Source organism: Bacillus cereus group sp. N14 (assembly GCF_016483555.1).
GTDB classification, from domain to species: Bacteria; Bacillota; Bacilli; order Bacillales; family Bacillaceae_G; genus Bacillus_A; species Bacillus_A wiedmannii.
This window is the reverse complement of record NZ_JAEHBQ010000008.1, coordinates 38,457-63,810: the sequence shown is the minus strand read 5'-3', so window position 1 is coordinate 63,810 and position 25,354 is coordinate 38,457. Positions and strand designations below refer to the sequence as shown.

Genomic DNA, 25,354 nt, shown 5'->3' with positions numbered 1-25,354 from the left:
TTTCACTTACATAACGAACGTTAGTTTGCTACTATAATTGTATTATAGTACACGAAAAAAGACAAACAGAGTAGTTTGTCTTTTTCTATACTTCTACCTATTATATCAACCTTTTGAAAAATTCGTTTGCACCTCTTGAATTGGCCAATATCGTAAATCAACTTTACCGACAACTGTATCAGCTTTTACAAATCCAAAGTGTCTACTATCCCAGCTCCCGAGGCGATTATCACCTACTACAAAAATATATCCAGGCGGCACCGAATTTTCTTTCGTTAACTCTTCTAGTTTAAAATCACCCGTTAGTTGTCGTCCATTTATCTCTTTCTTATATGTCTCTAAATAAGGTTCATCCACGAATTGTCCGTTTATATACAGTTTATCATGCTTATATTCAATTTGATCCCCAGGTAAACCGATAATTCGTTTTACGTAGTCCTCTTTTTTATTCGCATGAAATACAACAACATCAAACCTGTTCAAGTCCCCTACTTGATAACTCACCTTATTTACAACGAGCATATTGCCATCTTGCAATGTCGGCATCATTGACTTCCCCTCTACAACGTACGTTGAAAAGAAAAACGTTCGAAAAAATACAGCTAATAATACACCAATTAAAATTGTTCGTATCCACTCTATGCCTTCTTTTTTCAAAGTTTTCTTCATCAGCTTCTCCCCTTATCCTTTAATAATGAAGCCTGCATTTATAAAGTGAAACTGAATCGGCGGGAGTTTTGTTCATCCCACTCCTTATCAGCCGCACCAATCCAGCATTTACGAGCAACAAGGCTCTCACCTATCCAACCGAATTTTGAGGTGGGAGTTTTACTACCCTCAAATAGCTGAATAAAGAAGACTATTCTTAATGTAGTTCTAACTTTACTTCGATTTTCTTACCGACATACCATAAAATAAAAATACCAATTGCTACAATGACTGATTTCACCGGATTATGAATAAATGACATTAAATCATGACCGATATACGTTAAAATAAAAATCATCACAAGCTTTCCGAACGCGAGCGCAAGTCCAAACTGCTTTACACTAATGCGAGATAAACCAGCAACAACATTTATAAGCGCAGACGGTGTAAACGGAAAACAAAATATGACGAAAATTGGCGCAAACCCTTTCCTTTCAATCCACCCCATTGCCTTTCGTACTCTCTCATGCTTATTTACAAAAGAAAAGAAACGACTTCGGCCAAAATGGCGGATAATGAAAAAGACAAGTAAGGCGCCCATTACTGATCCAAGCCAAGAATAAAGAAAACCGAGCCAAAACCCAAATGCAACAGCATTCGCCAGTACAAATACGATGAGTGGCAATGCCGGAATCAACGCTTCTATCATCGGTAAACCAATACCAAGAAGTGGTCCGAACGCTTTATAGCTTTCAACAATATGATCCATATTTTCTGGTGAAAAATACTCTTTGATTGTCTGAAAATCCATTCTACACTTTACCCCTTTACTCTAAGTACTACCTCTACTGTATCATTGCTTATATGAAAGAGGAAATGGTAGATACGACATATGGAGATGTAATTATTAAGTTTCCATATCTTTCATTAGAATTCCTTCATTATTACGCTATGATAATCTTTCAATATTCGACAATATTTAGAAAGGAATAATATACATAGTGACACTCAGTACTTTTCAAAAATAAATTCGCTGTGCATAATGCTGTTTTTATATCAACAATACACCCTATAAATAAAAAAGAGGTTAACCCGAGTAGCTATTCAGCTACTTTTGGGTCAAACTCTTTTTGAATTTGAATTTCAATATAATTTTAATAATAAAATTTAATGATTCTTTTTATCTTTAAGAAAAAGAATTACAGCAATTATTACTAGAACAATAACTATGGTATCTAAAACATATGATACCGTTTTACTTAAACTTATTAATTCCACACTCATAATCCCTGCATACAAGCTTACAAATATCATTAATAAATCGTATGTCTTTTTTAATTTTAAGTAACGAATTACAAAAAATACTGAAAAACTAAAGAAGAAAATCGTACTGATGATAGTCATATTTCACTCCTATATCATTATTCAAAACAAGCAGAATAAATACTTCCTAAAGCAAAGAAATCTAGCAACGCTTGTTTAGCTTCTGGTCCCGCTGCACTTGCTGCTTTTTTCATATTTAATACCCACTTTCTATTTTTTATTCTATAATTCGAAATCGATATAATCTCTTTTAATATTATATTATATAAAAATATATATTAAAAAACTCAATACTATTTTTTAAACTACTTCTAAAATCCTTTTTTACACATCCTCTTCTCTAACAACATACACTCTCTCATAAGCTGGTCTTAATGTCGATTCATCCCTTTGATCAATCTCTTTAAAACAAGGGTTTCCTTGTTTTTTTCTACGATCTTCATATTCAGTACGCAATTTCGCTGTACGATTTTGTTGATTTTCAAAACTACTTTTTGATATTTCTAATTTCACAGCAAAACCATTTATAAATCTAACAATAACATTTCCATCTTTTAACTCTTTATTACTTTCAATATAAAAATGAGACAACCAAGCGCACTCTTTTCTAGAGTAAGAATACGTAGGGAAAAAATAAAGTTGATCTGCCGGACTAATCGCAATCGGTGCTTTATGTGTAATATGAGTTAACTCTTTCGTTCCTTCTTTTCTACCTAAGAAACTAGAGCCATGCTTGCGGCAACTTCTTTCTATAATATCTAGGGGCCTTTGAAATACGAAAAAAGAATCTTCCATCTCAACAACTCGTGTAACAATTTTCTTCTCACTTAGAATAACAGGAAGTAAGGCCATTGTATTTTTATTTACCACATAGTTTTCAACATAGCGTTCTACTTTACTTTCCATATTCTACTGTCTCCTTTTTTCTATTTATATTAGCAGCTGCATATATAATTCTAGCACCTATGAAAAGGAAATGGTTTTCAGATTCCGCTTTTTTACAATAATTTATCATTTATCAAACATCTTTTAAATTATAAAATAACAATATATTGTTTCTGTAATAAAAACCTATATAAAATGTATTTATACTACCGATAAATATTTACAACTGCTTCCTCATTTCGCATCATTACGACAATTAACTTTGCTATAATTAAAAGGAAAATCCAATAAATGGAGGTCCACTATGGAAGAAAAAGAAATGCAACCAACAATTCAAATGAAAAATAGCAGCATTGTGATCGTGAAAAATTCAGCTAGTATTATATTCGGTTTGTTTTTCATTCTACTATTCTTCGCAAAGCCTTTTCGTAAATCGAAATGCTCTGAATGTAAGAAACGTGAGAAGAAAAAGATTGGAAAAGAAGAGTAAAAGGCCTTCCATTTTGGAAAGCCTTTTACTCTTCTTCGTCCTCAAAAAAACCGACTATTTTTTCTTATTCATCTAAAACGGGCGAATGAGATTTCTTCAATCGTATTGTGTAGATCTTCTTTATTCCCACTACGAACATCGAGTATGACTTCATTTGTATACTTTTCCCCCAAATATAATCATTATGCTCGTATATTACAACAAAAAAAAGGATGGCAGCAGCCATCCTTTTTTCCATAATGAACTATAAAATTATAGTTTGATTACGTTTTTAGCTTGAGGTCCACGGTTACCATCTTCGATTTCGAAGCTAACTTTTTGACCTTCTTCTAGAGATTTGAAACCTTCAGTTTCGATTGCAGAGAAATGTACGAATACATCATTTTCGCCTGGAACTTCGATGAAACCGAATCCTTTTTCGTTGTTAAACCATTTTACTTGTCCTGTTACTGCCATAATTATTTCCTCCTAAAGAAAACACAATTTATTTTAGTCTTCCTGTATAAAAAAAGAATCCACACATTATCAAACACGAAACATAAACTAGTTCTCACATACTTTTTCTCGTTCGTTTTTCGGCACTTGATAATATATGGATTGCTTAATTTAACTATTCAACTGACTTCATCATAGCATACTTAAAATGAAATGTACAATCTTTTTTGAAAATAACTGACAAATTAAATTGATTGTACATTCGTAAATAATTGATTTTAGTATGTGCGGATTTCACTATGAAGTGAACACAAACATCATTTGAATACGATTACATCCCTTGTTCTGAAGTGTTACAATATAATCGTACAGTCGTTATATTGGAGGGGATTATATGTCAAACTACACCAACGAGGAAAAGCTTACAGGGGGAAATGTATCAAATGTGTATCGTTCTGAAAATACTGTTCGGCGAGAATTAAAGCCAGGTAGTGCAAAAATTCATACATTATTACAGCACTTAGAAAACAAAGGGTTTCATCATGCTCCAAAGTTTTTAGGTGTAGATGAAAAAGATAGAGAGATTTTATCCTTTATTGAAGGAGACGCTGGGAATTATCCTTTAAAAGAATATATGCGATCTAATGATGTTTTAAAGGAAATAGCAAAGATGCTCCGCCTTTATCATGATGCGGTAAGTGACTTTCCCTTATCAGATGAATGGCAACCGATGGATCTTACTCCAAATAACATTGAGGTTATTTGCCATAACGATTTTGCTATATATAACATTATTTTTCATGACGAGAAACCAGTAGGTATTATTGATTTCGATGTTGCTGCTCCTGGTCCGAGAATTTGGGATATCGCTTATACGCTTTATACTTGTGTACCTTTAAGTAGAGTGTATTATACAGAATCGGGTGAGGCAGTTCATTATGAATCGGCACAACATGCTAGCCGTATGAAAGAAAGAGTGAAATTGTTTGTCCAGTCCTACGGTAAAAGTATGGACGAAGATTACTTAGGAATAGTGTTACTACGATTAGAAGCATTATGTACATATATGAAAAGAAAAGCACAAGAAGGCGACTTGAATTTCCAGAGAATGATTGATGAAGGACATTTAGAGCATTATGAGAAAGATATGAAGTTTATTCGCGATCATAGAGCTGAGTGGATTTGATACTATCGTCTTTTTTGTCGGTAAGTCAATATATTTGAAAAACCGTTGATGTATTTCCATTTACTCTCGAATCGTTCCGAAAATAACAAGGGCACCCTTTAAAAAGGTGCCCCTTCCTTTTATTTCGTAAACTGTGCTTCTTCTGTAGATCCTTTTAGCGCTGTCGTTGATGAAGTACCACCTGTAATAACTTGAGCTACTTCATCAAAGTAACCTGTTCCTACTTCGCGTTGGTGACGAGTTGCAGAGTATCCGTGTTGTTCTGCTGCGAATTCTGCTTGTTGTAGTTCAGAGTACGCTGCCATGCCGCGCTCTTTATAGCCACGTGCTAATTCAAACATGCCGTAGTTTAACGAGTGGAATCCAGCTAGTGTTACGAACTGGAACTTATAACCGTAAGATGCGATTTCTTTTTGGAAGCTTGCAATTGTTTTTTCATCTAATTTTTGTTTCCAGTTAAATGAAGGTGAACAGTTATATGCAAGCAATTTCCCTGGATGCTCTTTATGAATTGCGTCCGCAAATCGTTTTGCATCTTCTAAATTTGGTTCAGATGTTTCGCACCAAACGAGATCTGCATAAGGAGCGTATGCTAAACCACGTGCAATTGCTTGATCAAGACCTGCTTTCGTACGGTAAAATCCTTCTGGAGTTCTTTCACCTGTAATAAATGCTTTATCAACTGGATCAATATCGCTCGTAATTAAATCTGCTGCATCCGCGTCTGTTCTTGCAACAATAATTGTCGGCACTCCCATTACGTCTGCTGCAAGGCGTGCCGAGATTAAATTACGCACCGCTGTTTGCGTTGGTAATAATACTTTTCCGCCTAAATGGCCGCATTTTTTCTCTGAAGATAATTGATCTTCAAAGTGCACACCTGATGCACCCGCTTCAATCATACCTTTCATCAGTTCAAATACGTTTAGTTGTCCGCCAAATCCTGCTTCTGCATCTGCTACAATCGGTACGAAATAATCTGTATCATCGCTTCCTTCCATATGCTGAATTTGATCCGCACGTTGAAGCGTTTGATTGATTCGTTTTACTACAGCAGGTACGCTGTTCGCTGGATATAGACTTTGGTCTGGATACATATGTCCAGAAAGGTTCGCATCTGCAGCGACTTGCCATCCACTTAAATAAATTGCTTTTAGCCCAGCTTTCACTTGTTGCATCGCTTGGTTTCCTGTTAATGCGCCAAGTGCGTTAATATAATCTTCCGTATGAAGCGATGACCAAAGCTTTTCAGCACCGCGGCGCGCTAATGTATGTTCAATATCAATTGACCCGCGCAAGCGAATTACATCTTCTGCCGAATATGGGCGTGTAATCCCTTTCCAGCGCGTATCTAGTTCCCAACTCTCTTGTAATTTCTCGATTCTTTCGTTTTTCATTTGTTCCATCCCCTTTTCATTTTTTATAAAATTTCATAACCCGGTAGTGTTAAAAATGGTACGAATTCATCATTTCGAACGAGATTTGTAAACAACGTTGTCGCCTCTTGGAATCTCCCTTTCTTAAAGGCTTCTTTACCAATCTCTCTTTCTATTTTTGCTAATTCTTCTTCTTTTAGCTCTTCCATCAATTCAAGCGTAATATTACGGCCGTCATTTAGCTTTCCACCTTCATGACGAATCCATTGCCATACTTGTGCCCTAGAAATTTCCGCTGTTGCCGCATCTTCCATTAAGTTATAAATTGGTGCTGCTCCCCGTCCGCTTAACCAAGATGCAATATATTGAATACCTACGCTAATATTTAGGCGAATCCCCTCTTCTGTAATCGTTCCCATTGGTACTTCTAATAAATCCTTTTCTGTAACATGTATTTCTTCACGTTTTCTAAAAATTTGATTCGGTGTTTTCATAATGTGATTAAATACTTCCATCGCGACTGGTACAAGTCCCGGGTGGGCAACCCAAGTCCCGTCATGACCGTCTAAAGCTTCGCGCTCTTTATCTGCACGCACTTTTTCGAAAGCTGCTTCATTCGCTTCTGGATTGTTTTTAATTGGAATTTGTGCTGCCATTCCTCCAATAGCTGGTGCATTACGGCGGTGACACGTTTGAATGACTTTCAAAGAATACGCGCGCATAAACGGCGCCGTCATCGTGACTTGCGCTCTATCTGGAAGTAAACATTTATTATGATTACGGAAACTCTTTAGAAAGCTGAAAATATAATCCCATCTTCCGCAATTTAATCCAGCAGAATGATCTTTAAGCTCATACAAAATTTCATCCATTTCAAACGAAGCGTGAATCGTTTCCAGTAACACCGTCGCTTTAATCGTTCCGTTTGGAATACCGATATATTTTTGAGCAAATACGAAAACATCATTCCATAACCTTGCTTCTAAATGGCTTTCCATTTTCGGTAAATAAAAGTATGGACCGCTTCCTTTTGCTAAGAGAGCTTTCGCATTATGGAAAAAATAAAGTCCGAAATCTACTAAGCTACCAGACATATTCTTCCCATCAACTTGCATATGTTTTTCTTCTAAATGCCATCCTCTTGGACGCACAATTAATACTGCTGTTTTACTATTTAAACGATATTCTTTTCCATTTTCATTTTTATGTGAAATCGTTCCCTGCACTGCATCTCGTAAATTTATTTGACCTTCAATCGCATTTTCCCAAGTTGGTGAATTCGAATCTTCGAAATCTGCCATAAAAAGATGCGCTCCTGAATTTAAAGCGTTAATAACCATCTTTCTATCCACTGGTCCAGTAATCTCTACGCGGCGATCCTCTAAATCTTTTGGCAATTGAGCAATTGTCCAATCCGCTTCACGTATGCGCTTTGTTTCTTCTAAAAACTTCGGAAACTCTCCTGCATCAATTCTCTTTTGTTTCTCCGCGCGCTTTTGTAAAAGTTCTATGCGGCGCTTATTAAAATTTTCATGTAGTTCCTTTAAAAAACTAAGCGCCTCAGGTGTCAATATTTCGTTGTACGCTGGTAACATTTCTCCGGGCAATGTAACCCGTGAAGTTTGCGTCGACATATTAGCATCCCCTTCTTAAACTGTTTTATAACAGATTTGATTTTATGTTTTATATTATATAACAAATCTTCAGAAAAGGAAGTTTTTTTTGAAAATTCATTTCGTTTTTTTTCAAAATACCTTTCTTTCGCGCTTTATCCCATACAAAAAAGGCCACTGTTATACAACAACGACCTTTTTGTATTATTTTTCAAATATCACTTTACTAGTTAAACCTTATTGCTGTCCTTGTTCCATATCATGCAAAATTGCTTTGTATAAAAACTGTGCGTATTGCTCTCTTTTTACTTTCATGGATGGGCCGAATTTATTATCTCCGATTCCCGCTGTAATACCATTTGTTTGTATTGCACTAATTGCATTCTTTGCCCATGAATTTGCTGAAACATCATTAAGCGTATGAGATCCCTTCGCCTGTAAATCAAAAGCATTCGTAAGCACTTGCGCCATTTCCACACGAGTTAACGTTGCTTTCGGTCTAAAGTTTCCATGCTTGTCTCCCATAAAAATTTCTAGTTCCGTTAAAGCTAATATCTCTTCAATAAAGTTTGTTGAGTTTTCATCGATATCCCCATATGGGTTTTCATATTCCTCTTGTTCTTCTATATCAAATACACGATAAATTAAAGCTGCAACTTGTTCACATGTTACGTCATCACCAAAACCGAAAATTCCATCCCCATATCCAAAAATAATTTCGTTTGCCGATAAATTATGAATTGCCTCTTCTGACCAATGTCCTTTTGGTACATCTTTAAATACAATTGGATTTGTATTTTGTAATGGTGCACTTTCCGCTTTTACAGGGGCCACATTCGTCCCTGCAAATATACCGCCTACCATTGTCGCAATCATCATTACACCCAATATTTTTTCTTCATTGTCCTCTCTGCTTTATACCTCCTTCTTTCTTATTTCAAAAAGGAAGCTGTCACATCTAAGGTACTATATATTAAAAATTCTACAATCTCTTTGTGAACTCCTTTACATTTTTAAATTTCACTTTATTGACACAAAAAGACGCAAATAGTATATATATATGTGTCTTTTCAATATCATTTTATTCAAATTATAAAGTAGCACTTTCCTTCATCGATAATTCCTTCTCTGTTCCCTTGCGAAAAGTAAATGCCATTCCTACAAATATAAGAACAATCCCTACTACTTGCATACTAGTCGGTCTAAACCCGGTAAAGACTGTATCTAATAATATTGCAACCGCAGGATCTAAAAACACTAATACAGAAATTAATCTCGTCGATAAACCTCTTAAACTGTCAAAAAATAAGTAATATACAAATCCCGTATGTATAAGTCCTGTTGCTGTAATCATCATCCAGTTCATCTCTGTTAACCCTTGAAACTTGCCAAAATCTACGAATGGTAGCAATAAAAATATACCTAAAAACGTTTGTAAAAATGTCATCGCATATGCGCTCGTATGCTGAATTCCTTTTCCTAATAAAGTGGTAAAAGCATAAAATAACGCTGCAAGAAGTGCCCATACCATTCCAGATGACATTAATTTCTCTAACGACATACTACCGTCTACTCCAGCTACTAAAACGGTACCGATAAAACAAATGACAATGGACATAACCGCAAATACTGTAAGTCTCTCTTTAAATACAATACTACCAATCATTAATACGATAATGGGTGCAAGATGGTACACTGAAATCGCAATTGTAATCGACATAACTTCAAATGCTTTAAATAAAAATACCCAGTTAAAAACGAGAAATACGCCGCATGCTAATATTTGCATTACTTCTTTTTTATTCCATTTCTCACTTTTATACTGTCCTGTTACGAGCCAACACAATGCTAAAAATATAGTCGCACAAATGCAACGAACGAATACTAATTCAAAAGACGGTAAGCCTGTTTGAGTAGAAAAAAATCCAATTGATCCGAAAATAGACATCGAAAGGATCATTTTTATAGCCGGCATTGATTTTGAATGAAACAAAATATTAACCTCCTAAATATTTCACTGAATATTCCATATATTATACACTATAATTTTCCAAAACTCGAATACTCCATAAAAAAAAGAAGCAGTACACTACTGCTTCTTTTCTTTTTCATATTGTTCAAACGTATGAATTCTTTCGAAAATTGGTGGATGTGTGTATAAGAAAAACTTCACTAACGCAGGCGGATTTACTTGGCTTAAACTCGTTTTTGATAAATATTGAAACGTTTTTACACCAGATGCCCCATCTTTCGTCATATTTAAAGCATATTGATCTGCCGCTCGTTCTTCTATACGAGAAACATAGTTTGTTGCTGGCTGTGATGCAAAAGAGAGTACTGAAGAAATTAAGAAAAATAAAGGTAAAATTGAGAAACATGCTACTTTTGAAATTTGCAGCGTATCTCCCCATTTTCGAATACACATATTTATAATACGACTAATGAAATACATCCCTATAAACGATAGCAACACATAACTCGCAACGCCCCAATATATATGTTTCATAACATAATGCCCCATTTCATGGGCCATTATAAATAAAATCTCTTTATCTTTTAATTGCTTTAATGTTGTATTCCACATTACAATACGGGCATTAGGGCCAATTCCTGTTACGTAAGCATTTAACGTATTCGTTTTTTCCGACATATTTACTTCATATACATGTTTAGCTGGAATATCAGCTTTTTCTGCTATCGCTAAAATCTTCGTTTCTAATTCTTTATTTTTCAGCGTCGAGAAGTCATTATAAAGTGGATCAATAACGACCGGCTGTATAAATGTTAAAAAGATTGTAAATGGAACAGAGAGTGCCCACCCTGCTAGCCACCATCGCTTCGGGAATTTACGGATAAGCCATAACAGAACGGTAACTACGATTAGCATCGTCGCATAACTCTCCCAAAAACCGATAATGTGATCTTTTATCCAGCTTTGTGTACTTTGCGTCGAAATGCCGTAATCAACTGACACTTTTCGGCTAATCCATTGCATCGGCAGGGCTAGAACTGTTGTGAGTAGTGATAAATAAAAGAAATAAATCGCAACTTGCAGGACACTTATTTTCGTCGTTTCCTTCGACCATTTCTCAAACTTTCTTGAAACACCGAGCACCAGTACAAATAATAAAATAATCCATTCAAGAGGCGTCGCTAAAAAGTACAGTAAATTTTTCACGCGCGAATAATCTTGGCTTAGCGTAAGCTCTCTTGCATTCATAAACGTTTCTGGATCTGCCTTTGTTCCTTTATACATGTCCGGAATCAGTTCATGATTCCATCCAAATAAATACCAATATATAAGCAACGCAAACCCAACGTACAAAAAAAGCGACCACCCAATAACCTTCCTCACGCTATTCCCTCCTCTATGCTGCCTGTCTATTATTATTGTAAGTTCGTACATGCTAAATTAGAACAAGCTTATTACGCGAATTGCTCGAGATCCTTTTATTTACATAAAAAAACTCTTCTACCAAAAGAAGAGTTTCACCTACCTTTAGACACTTTCTTCGGTTCATACTCCGGGATAAGAAACGTACTTACAACCCAACATATTAAACCAGCGCCTTTTATATAGCGTATATATTCATAGTCTTGAAAAAATAAAGTCGTTACAATAAGCGTAAAAAATCCAATTAAAACTAGTACGTATCCTATTTGCTTCTTACATAACATAACGTGTCCCCCTTAAGGAAGTACATCCACTAATAAACTAAAATCTTGTAAAGAAAAAGTACTATATTTCATAATACCTTGTACAGCTAAAAGTAAAATAAGACCGGTCACACACATATAATTAATGCTTTCTTCACTCTTTTTTTCAGCAACTATTCCGCCGCTTATACATAATATTCCTAACAAATGGAGCGCTAAATACATAAAGAAATAAGCTTCCTCCCAGCGAAGAATAACATTGACTGTCGTTATCAGCACAATACTAAGCAAAATCAAATAAAAAAACTTATTTGATGATATTGTTTCATTCATATAATTTTATACATCCCTTTCAAATTTAGAATTAATGATGTTTCAAAGCTATAAAGTAAATGATTGTTTTCATACTATAAAACAAAAGGAAAGCCACTATTACTTTCTCGAATACTTTATGAACCCACATATACTTCTCTTCATTTTTTCTGAAGATGCGCTTCATCATTTCTTCTACAATTAGACCAAATATTAGTAAAACCCCTAACACAATAAGAAGAGAAATAATATTTTCTTTTACATGAGTACTAGAAAATAAGTAATACTCTGGAAACACAATCGTATCTACTACAGGTTGCACCCAATGACAAACGCTTTTATCACACATATCTGTAATAGACGTAGAATCTATAATGTCTTTCAATATTTTTTCAATCGTCTTCTTCATCTCATTTACTCCCCACTACGTCTGAAAAGCTTTTTTCCTGCTCTACATATATAGCTGGCATTTCTTTACTCCAATATTTGCGGTTAACAAATAAGAAGATGAGTACTAAGTTTAATCCTGTTATAAAAATAATAAGTCCTGGGAAAAAGGTCGTATAATTTGAGAAATCTGCAAAACTCATTATTTCTTCTTTATTTATTAAATAAGAAGCGCCGATTACAAATGCATTGTTTAACATGTGAATAGCAATTGGCATAAGTAAACTATTCGTACGAATATATACGATTGATAGTACAACGCTAAATACTACTGCGCCTAGGAAATCAACATGTAACAACGCAAACAACATCGCTACTACAATAATCGCTATACTCGTTCCCCATTTTGCTGCAAAGCGTTGCAGTAAAAATCCACGAAAAACAAATTCACCAATAATTGGCGCAATGAATACGACCATAATAAATTGATATACATATCCCCCTGTACTATCTATAATCGGTTCACGTAATGCGTTCATAATAAATTCCGGTGTAATCCACGCAAAGCTATACATGTACAAAATAAGATACCCGTAACTAAACACGCATAACATAATCGTAATGTATAAAACTTGCACCAGGTTAAATGTTTCATTTTTATTAACAAATAATGAAAATGAAACACGGTGTTTTCTATATTCATAAAAAATCCATATAATCGGAAGGATGTAGAATATAAGAATATTTATAAAAGTAGAATTTTGCATATGAAATGTATTTTCTATCAATTCATTACTGACTCTTGCAACTAAAGTTAATAGTGCAAATACAATTAAAAAATATCTAGCTCGCATCGTTTGAAACGGATTCACACTCATCTCCTCCCCTATGTTCTTTTATCATATCATTTGATTCTTAATTTTTTGCGAAAGAAAACCTTAAAATTTCCTTAAAAATTCCATAAATTATAGAAAGATGATATGATATTCGAGGAAATTAGGAGGGATTTTTTATGTACCAAGCAAATATTTTGCTCGTTGATGATGAAACAGCAATTTTACAATTACTAACTACCATTCTTGAAAAAGAAGGTTTTTCTCATATTACAACTGCAACATCCGCTGAAATAGCTTTATCTCTCACCGCGCAAAACGATTACGATTTAATTATTTTAGATGTCATGCTTCCTGGACAATCTGGTTTTGATATTTGTCCAATCATTCGCGAAAAAACAGATTGTCCTATCTTCTTCCTCACAGCCAAAACATCTGATTTAGATAAAATATCTGGATTTTCACACGGTGCAGATGATTATATTACGAAGCCATTTAATCCACTTGAAGTAGTCGCTCGTATGAAAGCACAACTCCGAAGACATATAAAACAAGCAGTACCACACGAACAAAAAGCAAACTTCAATTCATTTGGTAGATTTGAAATTGATCGATATTCCGCAGAACTTACAGTAAATGGACATGTTGTCGAATGTTCCGCCCAGCTATTTCAGCTATTACTCTTCTTTTGCGAGAATCCGAACTACGTATTTTCGAAAGAAGAAATATACGAAAAAGTTTGGGGAGCACCTGCCTATAATGGCGATGATAATACCGTTATGGTTCACATTCGAAAACTACGTGAAAAAATTGAACAAGACCCTAGTAAACCAGAATATATAAAAACCGTTCGCGGACTTGGCTATAAGTTCATTACAAAGTAAGGTGACGATATGAATTTTAATAAACGACTTATTATCCAGTTTATCCTGCAACACGTATTTGTTTTAGTTACATTACTGCTTGCTGTAGTAGCTGCTTTCACTTATTTAATTTTCCTTGTTACTAGTACTTCATACGAACCGAATATTCCAGATGCTGATAATTTTATGATTGCAAGATATATCTCTTCAGAAAATGGCGATATTTCGTTAAAAGCTGAAGTAAAAGACTTAATTAAAGAAAAAAATGATTGGATTCAAGTTGTAGAGGAAAATGGAAAAGTTCTCTATCACTTTAATACGCCGAGTGACGTACCGACATCTTATACGAGAACATCTTTATTCTCGTATATACAGAATCATATAGAAAGCCCTTATACATTTACATATTGGGAAATTGAATTAGAAGAAAAGAACGTACTTGTTATATACGGCGGTATGTTAAAAAGCAATGTATTACTGAAAACAATACAGAAAGAGCACCCGTCTGTATCTACGGATTCGTTCATATTAACAGAAGAGGAAAAACAGTTACTTTCTAAAGAAAAAGCAGCACTTCAAATCTTTAATAGTGATGGCGAAGAAGTATTCTCCTATCCAGATGGAAAGAAAAAAACGTTTTCTGTCATACAAGCTGCTCTTAGCGAAAAGGAACCGTGGAATCATAAAGAAAACACGTCTAGCTTTTACGACACAAATAGCAATCATCTTCTTGTTGTAACTGCCAAAAATGAATACTACTACCCAGATGATGAAATAGACGATGTATTTACTAAAAAGTTTCTAATCGGATGCGGATTAATCCTTCTTATCGTATTTGTTTATTTAGTCATTCTTTCTATTTGGTACGGTAATAAATTCGGAAAACCGTTACTCCATGCGATGCGCTGGCTTAAAAACATCGCTGGTGGAAAGTACGAAGAACCTGTTAGTAAAAAAGGGAAACCTGTCAGGTTCCGGCGATCTGGTAAAGAAAAATGGTCATTCCGCTTATTTAGTGATGTGACAAATTCACTAGAGCACCTTTCTATTACACTCAAAAAAAATGATGCGATGAGGCAAGTACTGCAGCAAACACGTGAAGAATGGATTACCGGTCTCACACATGATTTAAAAACACCACTTAGTTCTATATATGGCTACGCATTATTACTAGAATCACAGCAATACAACTGGACTGATCGCGACATTCAACAATTCGGCAGCGTTATGAAAGAGAAATCTCAATATATGACGACATTAATCGATGACTTAAGCTTAACGTATCAATTAAAAAATAACAGTCTTCCTGCGCAGCACGTAAACATTGAAATGAATCAATTCGTCCAAAAAGTCTTATTACAATTTATTAATAATCCGACACTTCAAAATCAAAATATTGAATTCGTACCAAGCTCAAACAAAATTCAATATTTCATTGAAGAAAACTGGTTCCAGCGTATTATCGAAAACTTACTAGTAAACGCGGTAAAACATAATAATGAAACGACTAATGTCATAGTAAAACTTTCGCAAAACGCTACTTCATTCACACTCTCTATTTCAGATAACGGAAAAGGGATGGATGATAAAACGAAAGAGCTTCTATTTGAACGATATTACAGAGGAACAAATACAGAAGAAAGCAACATCGGAACGGGACTTGGCCTCGCCATTACGAAACAGCTCGTTCATGCTCATAACGGAACGATTTCTATCGATAGCGAACTTGGAAAAGGAACAACGATTATACTTGTGTTCCCGTTTCATTCGTAGAAAAGACGCTAAGTGGCGTCTTTTCTTTTTTCATTTCTAGGGAGCATCGGTAAATGAAATTATATCGGCGATCTTCTGAATATATCGGCGTAACTCAAAATATATGAGCGATTTTCAAGTTATATCGATTTACCGACAAAAATCGGCAAATATAGCAACCTATATGATAAGAGCAGCTGTTTCATATTTCGTAAAAACAACGATTCAACAATCGGGGTTTTTACGAATTAAAAAAGCGAACCACTCAGTGGCTCGCTTTTCTTTCTATTATTTCTTCTTCACCGGTATCCAAAGTTCAATTTGAGCGAACTCACTTTTATCTGCATGGGAACGTTCATCGTATAGCTCAAACTCATTAACGCCGCAATGTTCGTATCCTGAATGCGGGAACCATTCTGAGAATACTGCATTCCACGTTTGGTGAATAGACGATACCATTTCTTCATGAGGAACTTTCGGTGTTGTAAATACGGCATATGTTGCTGCTGGGAAAGTACGCTTTGCAACTTCATTTGGTACATTTTCAAAGCCTGTAACTTCCATTCCGATAATATAAGTGAAATCGCCCGTTTCTAAATTAAAATCAGTACATAATCCAAGCTCTACCCATTGGCTCGTATCTTTACGATTCGGAATCGTCGTTCCAAGGTCTTTTTGTAAATATTCTTGCCAAAATGCTGGGATGTCTTGATGGTTTTTCCCTTCTTTACTTGTCGTCTTCAGTTCATAACCCGCCATTAAAAATTCTGGTTTATTTACAATACGATATTCCATTTGTATGCCTCCTAAATACGGATTTAATTTTCTTTGCTTTACATTCACGCTGTAATACATCGGTGTTTCAATTTCTTGTTTTCGATATTCACTCGGTGTCATTTGAAATATTTTTTTAAAGGCTCTCGTGAACGTTTCGTGAGATTGAAAGCCATGCTCAAATGCGATATCAATAACCTTTTCATCCGTATGAGAAAGTTGATAAGCTGCCCGGGCTAACCTCCTCTTTCGAACATACTCCATTACTGTATCACCTACTAACGCCTGAAATACACGATGAAAATGCGACTCAGAAAAACCTGCAATGCGAGCTAACTTACGCAGCGTCTGTTTTTCCATTACATCTTCCTCAATATAATCAATGGACCTTTGAATTTGTGTTTCATAGCTTTCCATCTCTGTTCACCCGCCTTATATGTATTATGATAAAAGAGAACGCAATCCAATTCTTGACGTTTTTTACTATAATTCCATAAAAATTGTAACTTTTTTATATGTATTTCGTTGTTATGTATGAAGGGAGGGAAATGTAGTGAAACGCAAACAATCATTAGAAGAGATTTACTCCGAACATATGCAAGATTTATTTCGCTATCTTCTCTCCCTAACCGGAGATTCCCACTACGCGGAAGATCTCATGCAAGAAACATTTTATCGAATGCTCGTCCATATTGACTATTATAAAGGAGAAGAAATTAGGCCGTGGTTATTTACAATTGCCTACAACGCCTTTATCGATTGGTATCGAAAAGAAAAAAGATATAAAACAACGACAGTTGAAGAATTCCATTTACCAAACGTACCAAGTACAGAGCATGCTTATTTCGTAAAACATGAGATTGCTAGTTGGTTAAACAGCTTATCTTCTCTTCCCCTTGAAAGACGAAATGTCCTGCTACTACGAGATTACTACGGATTCTCGTATAAGGAAATAGCAGAAATGACTGGTCTCTCACTAGCGAAAGTGAAAATTGAATTACACAGGGGACGAAAAGAAACGAAAAGCATAAAGGAGTGATCAGGATGGGTTGTACAGCGTTTAAAAAACTGTGGGAGAAATACGAAAATGGAACGCTCACGCATGATGAACAAGAGCAGTTAGAAAGTCATATTGAGACATGTGAAGAGTGTGAAGTGTACTTAGATGAGTTGCTTTCGAAGAGTGAACCGATAAAGAAAAGACTACCGCCACAAAATCTGAAAGTCCCATTTTGGAAAATAAAATGGAAACAGCGTTGGCAAACCGTTAGTTTTGTCCTTGCCGTTTGTATAGCAATCTATTTTGTTGGCCATTTTTCATCTTCTTTTTACTTCTATAATATGAAAAAATTAGCTGAAGTAGATGAGATTCCAGCACTCGCACTAGAAGCGACAATGCCAAATAGTCGTTCCGCTGGAGGCAGTACAAAGATTAAACCGTTTTTCCGTACAGAAAATGAAATGGATTTATATAAAACGGTCGGCAAAAAAGAATTTCCAATTGGGACAGTAACAACGCGTAGTTTCTTATCATCTGTAGCTATCACAAATCAACCTTGGGCAAACAGAGCCTATTCAAAAAAACTTTCCTTTGTTCATCCAAAAATCAAGGAAGAAGCTTCTTTGAAAGAATCATCTAAAAAAGTTTGGGATACACTTGGAAAGATACACGAGGGAACAGTTGCAGAAGTAGCGCTATCTTTTGACAAACCTTATACGTTACAAGAAGTTGAATCAATTCTCTATAGCGCATTTGAAGCACAAGAAATGCCGCCAACTCCTTTATGGTACGCTTTAGACACAGGACAAGAAAGAATAAATGAAGACGATTTTATCTTGCACAGCGGAGAGATTATCGGATTTCGAGAACATATAGACCTTCCTGATAGTGAAGCAGAGCAACCGAAAACAAAAGAAGGTGAAGTAATCGAAATGATGCGCATTCTTTCTGAACATAAAAAAATTGTGAGTGAAGCTACTCGGACTCGTGAAAAAGATCTGAACTTAGATAAGCGCTATCAGTACGTAAAAGATAACGGCGTTAAAGTATACGGCATGGTCATTACTGGCCCGTCGAAAGAGTTATTAAAATTACAAAACTCACCTCACGTTCGTTATGCGACTCTTGGGGATATTGAGGTTTGGAATTGGTTTGATCAGTGATGTGGGAAAAGTAGAGCATCTAGGGGTGATGCTCTTCTTTTTAATCCGAAATCACTTTCACATACATCCCTCTCACCGCTTTTTCATAAGCGACCTCACTCATCCGTCTTATTTCTTCCGACACAACAGACGATCGAACAACTTCACCTTCCCGAAGTAACGGAGGATCAATGAGTCGGACTTTATTTTTCTGATACAAATCATAGTCGTTTTTATCTTCTTTTACTTTTACATTCGGATGAACTTTGCTTAATAGAGCATGCACTTCTGGATCACTACATTGCTTCAATTTCGAAATTAGCTCATCATCTTCAAGAAGAAAATCATCTGCATGAATAACCCTTTTATGCAGAGCTAACTTTAACGTTTTCGCTAACATATCATTTCCGTAAATATTCATTGGTTTCATAAAGAAATCGATTACTTCTTTATAGTACGTTTCTGTAAACCACTCTGCCATTTCGATACTTTGAAGGACCATTTTCCCCTCTACTGCGATGATATCCTCTAAAAAACTGTGAACTTCTTCTAAAGAAATATACCCATATGTATACATATCTCGTAACGTATAATCCACTCTGTCTGCACATAATTCTGGCGCGGACCTTTCGAGTAACGTCCACTTCGAATCATCTAATAAAATATCTTCATAGTTATAACCATACTTTGAAAGAATCGCTGGAATTTCTGAGTTTTTCACAACAGAACTAAATATCTCTTCATGATAACTTTCATTTCTATTCTCAAAAACGTAATCAATCACATGAGAAAAAGCAGTATGCGATACGTCGTGCAGTAAACCAGCAATTTGTTCCTCCACTGAACCACCGAGTTTCTTAATTAACAACATAACGCCAACAGAATGATCAAAGCGCGTTACATTCCATTTCTCATTTATTAAGTAGCTTGCGCCATTTTGATGAATACCTTTTAGTCTTTGCACAGACTTACTTAAGATCAACTCTTCTACTACTTGATCCACTTCACATTCTCCGTATATTACATCTGTTATAACCACTTATAATCCCCCTTTATTTCAGCCGTGTTTTATAATCGTACCTCTTTTATGAAATCGACATCAACACAAATTATAAATCTGAATATTTTTATATCAATTATTAATGTTGTATATTATACATGTCTGTTATTTGTTTTAATTCATTTGTTTTTATTGAATGCTCCTTATGTGGAGCCTTTTTTTATTTATAAAAATAGAGAGCCATTAGCTCTCTATTACATACACTTATTCAAACGTAACCTCCACCTGCACAATCTCAGATCTACTTCCAAGTCGAAGCGGTGGTCCCCAGAATCCGAAACCAGACGAAACAATCGCGTGGAATGCACCTTTTTGTGCGTATCCCCAGTCTAATTCGTACATTCTTCTCGTTACAATATGATTCGGTGCCATTTGTCCGCGGTGCGTGTGGCCGGATAATAATAAATCGACGCCAGCATCCGCTGCTTGTTTCAACTCAAATGGTTGGTGATCCATTGCAATAACAGGCATGGATTTATCCACTGTACTCATTAAACTTTCAAAGCTTTGGCGATCTCGCTCTGTTTTATCTCTTCTTCCAACGAGATAAAAATCATCTTCAATTGTAATTACTTCATCTAATAAAATACGAATATCAATCTTATCCATCTCTTGTAAAAATTCAGGAACCGCTCTTCCGTAATATTCGTGATTTCCTAACACACCATATACGCCTAGTGGAGCTGTCATTTGTTTCATAATATGTCCCATATTTTTTTGAATGAACACACCTGGATGATCATCTATAATATCACCTGGCAGTAAAATAATATCAGGCTCCATTTCATTTACATGACGGACAAGTCTTTTTAAATGCGAAACGCCAGATAATTTACCGAAATGCATATCAGAAGCCATCGCAATGCGTAAGCTTTTACGTCCCTCTACTTTTTTCGGTATGTGCACCTCGTATTTTCTTACTACTGGGCTATATGCGTTGAATACTCCATACGCAAAGATAAAGATAAATGCAGCTAACACAGCCGCCCCTGTCCAAATAATTGCCGCTTCTTTCTCCACTGAAAACTGTAAAAGAAAGACTGTAATATTAGCTAACGGCAATAACATAAGCGCGTATTGTATAACCGCGAACCAAATTGAACCTATCGTTCGTAGGAACGGCAAAAACTTAAACACTTGCACGAGAATGTACGCATAGGAAATGAGACCAACTATGAAAGCGTAATATCCCCAAGACTCCCAGCCAAATACCGTGCTAAGCCAAACCCATCCGTTCCAGCCGATGTAAAACATAAGTAGTGTGTATACAAGTAACATAGTAAATATATTGAAATAACGACGATTCTTCACAGCGTGCCTCCTTATTGATTTCTTCTATTATATCTTGTTATGCACGTTTAACGTAAATATTAAGCACAGCAATCTTCACAATAAAAACCCCTAATTGCTAGACGCAAATCTAACAATTAGAGGTGCAATTTAAAACAACATTACTTTTACAGATTTTCGTTATAGAAACTTGTTAATTTTTCAACTGCAATTTTTACCGGTTTTGGTTGGTCATATAAATCGTAATGACTCGCACCTTCCACAACAAGTAAGTCTTTCTTCTCTGAAGCTGCTTTCTCATAAAGCTCATGACCATCTTTATAAGAACCGAATGCACCTTGCTTGCTGCCGACAATAATTTGCAACGGCTGTGTTAATAACGTATCTGCTAAATGGAACGCATCAAAACCAATTACCGATCCCATGCTCGTAAAGTTTAACTTATTTGGCGAGTTCACACTTTGACCTCGCGGCGTTGTATAATACTCAACCGCCTCTACAATATCTATATCCGTCATACCAGCTGCTTCTAATTCTTCCTTATTTTTAGGAATCCAGTTCGTAATCATCGCCTCTGCTCCGCGTGCTTCAGCAGTACGTTGTTTACCAATTGCCTCTAACACCCCAATCGGATCAGCTTCACGATTTAATCGGCCGATATTTGCACCAACGACCGTACCAACCGCTTTAATGCGGCGCTCCGTCATCGCAGCATTTACCGCATAACCACCGCCTGCACAAACACCTAACACACCGATACGTTCTTCATCTACATAAGGAAGAGTCGTTACATAATCTACTGCTGAGCGAATATCTTCAACTCGTGCAGCTGGCTCTTCCATATATCTCGGTGCACCTTCACTTTCACCTTGATACGACGCATCAAACGCAAGCGTTACATAGCCTTGTTCTGCTAACTTCTCCGCATACAATCCTGCTGTTTGATCCTTACAGCTACTACCTGGATGCACACAAACAATCGCTGCATTTGGTTTCTTTTCCTCAGCACCTACAGGAATATTTAAAATACCTGCAACTCGTAATCCTCTTGCATAAAAACGTACATTTCTCTTCGTAACTGGCATATATAAAACCACCCTTACTTTATTTTTATTTTACACTTGTGAGAGTTAATACTCACGTGTATATTTATAATAAAGCGAGCAACCACTTGTTTCAATGACCACATTTACGCATTTGGGTGATAATACACACATAACGAAATATGTGTATCAATAACGGAGGAACATCATATGGAGAAAATCGATAGAAGAATTATAAAATCACAAAACGCCATTCAATCCGCATTTATCGAAATGTTAATTGAAGATGGCTTTGATGAAATTACAGTAAAAAACATTACAGAAAAAGCGAACATCGGAAGAAAAACTTTCTACCTACACTACCTAGATAAATACAATTTATTAGATAAAATTGTGGACGACCATTTAAATCAATTAAGAGAAATATGCGATATAAAACAAACAAAAGGCTATATAGAAGGAACTGTCATATGGTTTGAATACTTCAAAGAACACAAACCATTTTTCGCATCACTATTTAGAAGCAACAGCACATTATCATTTCAAAAAAAGTTCCTAACGTTCATCATGGGTGAACTAGAGAAAAAATTAAATACAAATACGTCAGTAAATAAAAACATTGATAAACACATCGTCTTAAAGTTTTTAGGAACAGCTGTCATGGGCATTTTAGAATCTTACGTATTGGATGAGATTGATAATGATGTTGAGTACGTTGCGACGCAGGTTGGGGAATTGATGAGGAGGAATATATAACGGTTATGAAAAAGTGCACCCAGATTGTTGGGTGCACTTTTCATATTTATCACCTCACATATTAAGTGCATCAACAAAATACAGCGTATCGTCCGTCTGAAAATACATAACAGATCCGCGGCTATAATAATTAACAAATTGAATTGATTCTCTTCGTTCATTACAAGGGCTACTATCGTACACATGGTTATTATTAAAATCATAAACAATCAACTTTTTATCTTGAGTAATGAATACTACTTTATCTTGAGCAACCGCAAAACTTTCTGACCATATTTCCCTAGTTATCTTTATTTCATTCCACGACATATGAAATTTTTTATCTTTCATTTGAACTAAAGGAAATTCTGAATAATAATAGAGCCAAACGTCTCCATCTAACACATTCATTGCATAACAATCGTCTATATACGGTATATTATATTTTTCTACATATTGATCATAGCTATCAAAAATCAATTGACCTGTAGAATCAAAAGCAACTATACCATTTGCTCCAATTGGGCACTCTCCGAAAACCCCTTCATCACAATAACTAACCCATATATCTTCATTCGAATCAACCTGGCAATCTTGAATCCCTTCTCCCGCATAAAATTTAACATATTCACTTCCGTCCAGATTATAAATAACTGCATTCTCATCTTCATAATTAAATATAAGTACCCATCTCTCTCCGATTCGTTGCATACATAGCACGGATTCAACATCAATATCTACATTTAAATTGAAATTACTTATATTCACATTATTTTTATCTAAATAAATAATACAAGGTCGATTCTGATTGTCTTGTACTAGCAAAATTACATTTTGTTTGTAATCCAAACTCATTTTTTTAATTTGATAGGCTTCAACAATAGACTTAAAACTTACTAACTCTTTACATACGATATCTTTCATATAGATGAAAATCCTCTCAGTGATTCTAAATATAGAAGTTGTAAAAAAACGCACCAAAAAATTCGAGTGCATGTTCATTCTCAACGTAGAAACTTTTGTAGCTTTTATTTTAATCCATAATCCGTTCTTCTGCATAACAAACAAATACTTGCTTTTCCGAACGTAAAGATACTATATGTATCTTATATCGAAAATTAAATAAGCATAACCTCGTCCTAAATTTAGAACGGGGTTATGCTTGTTTTAGGTTTTAGGTTTAAAAATCACATAACTTTATTGTCTTTTTACAATAATTCTATAAAAACATAGCATTTTACTTCCTACGATATTTAATTACGGGAGGATTCGTAATCAAATATAACACAATACAAAATCGTAAATACCACGATACTCATATATTGTACTGTAATAGAAATATCTTTTAGAGCCAATGTTAACAAGTCTGTAAATGTAACAACAATAAGTAATGCAAGTGCAATCATCATAAACCCTGCTGACAACAAAAATCTTCGTTTTATACATTTCAAAACAAAAAACAAGCCTACACATATTAAAATTACGCGTATTGGATATTTCGAAATCATTGAAAATAGCTTGTCCGCAACATTAAAATTTATTATTGATATATATTCTATCATTTATCTCACCTAGATCGCTTTCTAGATTTTTTATTATTTTTATCATAATTTTTATAAGCTTTTTTATACCCCTTATATGCGGCTGATCCAAAAGTATAAGCATCTTCTATTAATCCAACACCCCCTAGGGCTTTGAAACCTACTTTCATTCCAGCTTTCCTTGCAGCCTTATTTACATAAGCTTTATTATAAGCCGGTGTATTCTTTTTTTTGTATTCAAATTTCCCTTTAGAATACCCAATAGAGAACCCGACTGATAAAGATAAGGCTTTCCCAATACTGCTATAACTGTCATAAACAGCCTTTGCACCTGCTTTTGTCCCTGCTTTCGTTGCATACCAAATCTTTTTCCCTTTACTCTTCCACGCTTTGTGTCCATCCGGATCTACATTCATCACCGGATTATTATCACCATACGTATATCCATTCTGAGTAACCGGATCATCCTCATCACCCGGATCAGGATCCACTGATAAGAACACACCATGCTCTGGATTATAATAACGTGCCATCAGATAATACATACCAATCTCTTTATCATACATGTATCCTGCATATCCAAATGGATTCTCTGCTGCGATACCTTTTGCGTCGCTCTTTAATACGTGACCCCATGAATCATATTCATATGTTGCTACAACTTCTCTATTTTGATCTGTCATCGCAACGACATCACCACGAGGGTTATAGTGATAGTATAACGTTTGTCCTTTTGATTTCATTGCTAGGCGTACGCCAGTTGTAGAGTATACATATTGACGAAGGACGTTCCCATTCCCATCTGTCTCATATAACGGATTAATGCTATCTCCATCATAGAAATAACGTGTTACTTGACCATTTACACTCTTTTCAATACGACGATTATTTTCATCGTATTTATATGTTGTAAACGCATTATTTTCACCTTTTTTTGTGATGGCGAAAATTTGGTCATTTTCATTCCACGTATTATTTCTATTACTTTGTTCGAATTTGCAACAAATGA

At 35.3% G+C, this 25,354-nt stretch carries 27 protein-coding genes; 7 read left to right on the top strand and 20 right to left on the bottom strand.

What is annotated here, in order from left to right; all coding sequences use genetic code 11:
- Nucleotides 1-105: 105 nt before the first annotated feature.
- From lepB to JDS82_RS13680, 3 genes are all read right to left on the bottom strand, one after another.
- Nucleotides 106-669, bottom strand: coding sequence for a signal peptidase I (gene lepB / locus JDS82_RS13690; protein ID WP_000751908.1), 564 nt, complete (start codon nucleotides 667-669; stop codon nucleotides 106-108).
- Between the two features lie 196 nt (nucleotides 670-865).
- Entirely contained in the window at nucleotides 866-1,459 is a 594-nt protein-coding gene (locus tag JDS82_RS13685; protein ID WP_000347517.1) for a TVP38/TMEM64 family protein, read from the bottom strand.
- An 836-nt stretch (nucleotides 1,460-2,295) separates the two neighbouring features.
- Nucleotides 2,296-2,877 carry a competence protein ComK gene (locus JDS82_RS13680; RefSeq protein WP_000444426.1) on the bottom strand — a complete coding sequence of 194 codons (582 nt, stop codon included), beginning with the start codon at nucleotides 2,875-2,877 and terminating at the stop codon, nucleotides 2,296-2,298.
- A 283-nt stretch (nucleotides 2,878-3,160) separates the two neighbouring features.
- Between JDS82_RS13680 and JDS82_RS13675 the strand changes: the two genes are divergently transcribed.
- Nucleotides 3,161-3,346 (top strand): hypothetical protein, encoded by a 186-nt coding sequence (locus JDS82_RS13675; protein WP_000391438.1) that lies wholly within the window; start codon nucleotides 3,161-3,163, stop codon nucleotides 3,344-3,346.
- 252 nt (nucleotides 3,347-3,598) lie between these two features.
- Here the strand turns inward: JDS82_RS13675 and cspA are convergent, their stop codons facing one another.
- Nucleotides 3,599-3,802, bottom strand: coding sequence for an RNA chaperone/antiterminator CspA (gene cspA, locus JDS82_RS13670; RefSeq protein WP_000301521.1), 204 nt, complete (start codon nucleotides 3,800-3,802; stop codon nucleotides 3,599-3,601).
- A 373-nt stretch (nucleotides 3,803-4,175) separates the two neighbouring features.
- Here cspA and JDS82_RS13665 point away from each other — a divergent pair, with 373 nt between their 5' ends.
- A complete protein-coding gene (locus JDS82_RS13665) occupies nucleotides 4,176-4,967 on the top strand; it encodes a phosphotransferase (protein WP_000074028.1) in 792 nt (263 codons plus the stop codon).
- Between the two features lie 119 nt (nucleotides 4,968-5,086).
- On the opposite strand, the gene aceA is transcribed toward JDS82_RS13665, so the two are convergent.
- The 9 genes from aceA to JDS82_RS13620 form a co-directional block, all read right to left on the bottom strand.
- Entirely contained in the window at nucleotides 5,087-6,364 is a 1,278-nt protein-coding gene (gene aceA, locus JDS82_RS13660) for an isocitrate lyase (protein WP_199713457.1), read from the bottom strand.
- Nucleotides 6,365-6,387: 23 nt separating this feature from the next.
- A complete protein-coding gene (aceB, locus tag JDS82_RS13655) occupies nucleotides 6,388-7,977 on the bottom strand; it encodes a malate synthase A (protein ID WP_061672207.1) in 1,590 nt (529 codons plus the stop codon).
- A gap of 216 nt (nucleotides 7,978-8,193) precedes the next feature.
- Nucleotides 8,194-8,832, bottom strand: a complete 639-nt coding sequence (locus JDS82_RS13650) for an S-layer homology domain-containing protein (protein ID WP_346011110.1) — start codon at nucleotides 8,830-8,832, stop codon at nucleotides 8,194-8,196.
- A gap of 214 nt (nucleotides 8,833-9,046) precedes the next feature.
- Nucleotides 9,047-9,949: a DMT family transporter gene (locus JDS82_RS13645; protein ID WP_081113559.1), complete on the bottom strand. Its 903-nt coding sequence runs from the start codon at nucleotides 9,947-9,949 to the stop codon at nucleotides 9,047-9,049.
- A gap of 96 nt (nucleotides 9,950-10,045) precedes the next feature.
- Complete coding sequence (locus JDS82_RS13640; RefSeq protein WP_199713456.1) at nucleotides 10,046-11,311, bottom strand: M48 family metalloprotease; 1,266 nt, start codon at nucleotides 11,309-11,311, stop codon at nucleotides 10,046-10,048.
- Between the two features lie 134 nt (nucleotides 11,312-11,445).
- Complete coding sequence (locus JDS82_RS13635) at nucleotides 11,446-11,634, bottom strand: hypothetical protein (RefSeq protein ID WP_000882301.1); 189 nt, start codon at nucleotides 11,632-11,634, stop codon at nucleotides 11,446-11,448.
- Between the two features lie 12 nt (nucleotides 11,635-11,646).
- Complete coding sequence (locus JDS82_RS13630) at nucleotides 11,647-11,946, bottom strand: hypothetical protein (protein ID WP_001006045.1); 300 nt, start codon at nucleotides 11,944-11,946, stop codon at nucleotides 11,647-11,649.
- A 31-nt stretch (nucleotides 11,947-11,977) separates the two neighbouring features.
- Nucleotides 11,978-12,334 (bottom strand): hypothetical protein, encoded by a 357-nt coding sequence (locus JDS82_RS13625; RefSeq protein WP_000750876.1) that lies wholly within the window; start codon nucleotides 12,332-12,334, stop codon nucleotides 11,978-11,980.
- A gap of 1 nt (nucleotide 12,335) precedes the next feature.
- Entirely contained in the window at nucleotides 12,336-13,184 is an 849-nt protein-coding gene (locus JDS82_RS13620) for a CPBP family intramembrane glutamic endopeptidase (RefSeq protein WP_001067969.1), read from the bottom strand.
- Nucleotides 13,185-13,324: 140 nt separating this feature from the next.
- On the opposite strand from JDS82_RS13620, the gene JDS82_RS13615 reads away from it, so the two are divergent.
- Complete coding sequence (locus JDS82_RS13615) at nucleotides 13,325-14,029, top strand: response regulator transcription factor (RefSeq protein ID WP_199713455.1); 705 nt, start codon at nucleotides 13,325-13,327, stop codon at nucleotides 14,027-14,029.
- 9 nt (nucleotides 14,030-14,038) lie between these two features.
- Entirely contained in the window at nucleotides 14,039-15,781 is a 1,743-nt protein-coding gene (locus tag JDS82_RS13610) for a sensor histidine kinase (protein ID WP_199713454.1), read from the top strand.
- A gap of 267 nt (nucleotides 15,782-16,048) precedes the next feature.
- Here JDS82_RS13610 and JDS82_RS13605 read toward each other — a convergent pair whose 3' ends face one another.
- Nucleotides 16,049-16,951, bottom strand: coding sequence for an AraC family transcriptional regulator (locus JDS82_RS13605; RefSeq protein ID WP_061672210.1), 903 nt, complete (start codon nucleotides 16,949-16,951; stop codon nucleotides 16,049-16,051).
- 136 nt (nucleotides 16,952-17,087) lie between these two features.
- Here JDS82_RS13605 and JDS82_RS13600 point away from each other — a divergent pair, with 136 nt between their 5' ends.
- Both JDS82_RS13600 and JDS82_RS13595 read left to right on the top strand, forming a co-directional pair.
- Nucleotides 17,088-17,573 (top strand): RNA polymerase sigma factor, encoded by a 486-nt coding sequence (locus tag JDS82_RS13600; protein ID WP_064448998.1) that lies wholly within the window; start codon nucleotides 17,088-17,090, stop codon nucleotides 17,571-17,573.
- Between the two features lie 5 nt (nucleotides 17,574-17,578).
- Nucleotides 17,579-18,697 (top strand): anti-sigma factor, encoded by a 1,119-nt coding sequence (locus JDS82_RS13595; protein WP_199713453.1) that lies wholly within the window; start codon nucleotides 17,579-17,581, stop codon nucleotides 18,695-18,697.
- Between the two features lie 40 nt (nucleotides 18,698-18,737).
- Here the strand turns inward: JDS82_RS13595 and JDS82_RS13590 are convergent, their stop codons facing one another.
- The 3 genes from JDS82_RS13590 to JDS82_RS13580 form a co-directional block, all read right to left on the bottom strand.
- The gene (locus JDS82_RS13590; protein WP_199713452.1) at nucleotides 18,738-19,715 is read right to left on the bottom strand and encodes an HD domain-containing protein; all 978 of its coding nucleotides are present in this window, start codon (nucleotides 19,713-19,715) and stop codon (nucleotides 18,738-18,740) included.
- A 225-nt stretch (nucleotides 19,716-19,940) separates the two neighbouring features.
- Nucleotides 19,941-21,047, bottom strand: coding sequence for a metallophosphoesterase (locus tag JDS82_RS13585; protein ID WP_071742979.1), 1,107 nt, complete (start codon nucleotides 21,045-21,047; stop codon nucleotides 19,941-19,943).
- 146 nt (nucleotides 21,048-21,193) lie between these two features.
- Entirely contained in the window at nucleotides 21,194-22,111 is a 918-nt protein-coding gene (locus JDS82_RS13580; RefSeq protein ID WP_199713451.1) for an alpha/beta hydrolase, read from the bottom strand.
- Between the two features lie 168 nt (nucleotides 22,112-22,279).
- Between JDS82_RS13580 and JDS82_RS13575 the strand changes: the two genes are divergently transcribed.
- Entirely contained in the window at nucleotides 22,280-22,825 is a 546-nt protein-coding gene (locus tag JDS82_RS13575; RefSeq protein WP_199713450.1) for a TetR/AcrR family transcriptional regulator, read from the top strand.
- Nucleotides 22,826-22,879: 54 nt separating this feature from the next.
- Here the strand turns inward: JDS82_RS13575 and JDS82_RS13570 are convergent, their stop codons facing one another.
- The 3 genes from JDS82_RS13570 to JDS82_RS13560 all read right to left on the bottom strand — a co-directional run bounded on the left by JDS82_RS13570 (nucleotide 22,880) and on the right by JDS82_RS13560 (nucleotide 25,352).
- Nucleotides 22,880-23,728 carry a hypothetical protein gene (locus JDS82_RS13570; RefSeq protein ID WP_199713449.1) on the bottom strand — a complete coding sequence of 283 codons (849 nt, stop codon included), beginning with the start codon at nucleotides 23,726-23,728 and terminating at the stop codon, nucleotides 22,880-22,882.
- A 329-nt stretch (nucleotides 23,729-24,057) separates the two neighbouring features.
- Entirely contained in the window at nucleotides 24,058-24,228 is a 171-nt protein-coding gene (locus JDS82_RS29735; protein WP_242474904.1) for a hypothetical protein, read from the bottom strand.
- A 143-nt stretch (nucleotides 24,229-24,371) separates the two neighbouring features.
- Nucleotides 24,372-25,352, bottom strand: coding sequence for an RHS repeat-associated core domain-containing protein (locus JDS82_RS13560; protein ID WP_199713495.1), 981 nt, complete (start codon nucleotides 25,350-25,352; stop codon nucleotides 24,372-24,374).
- Nucleotides 25,353-25,354: the final 2 nt, after the last annotated feature.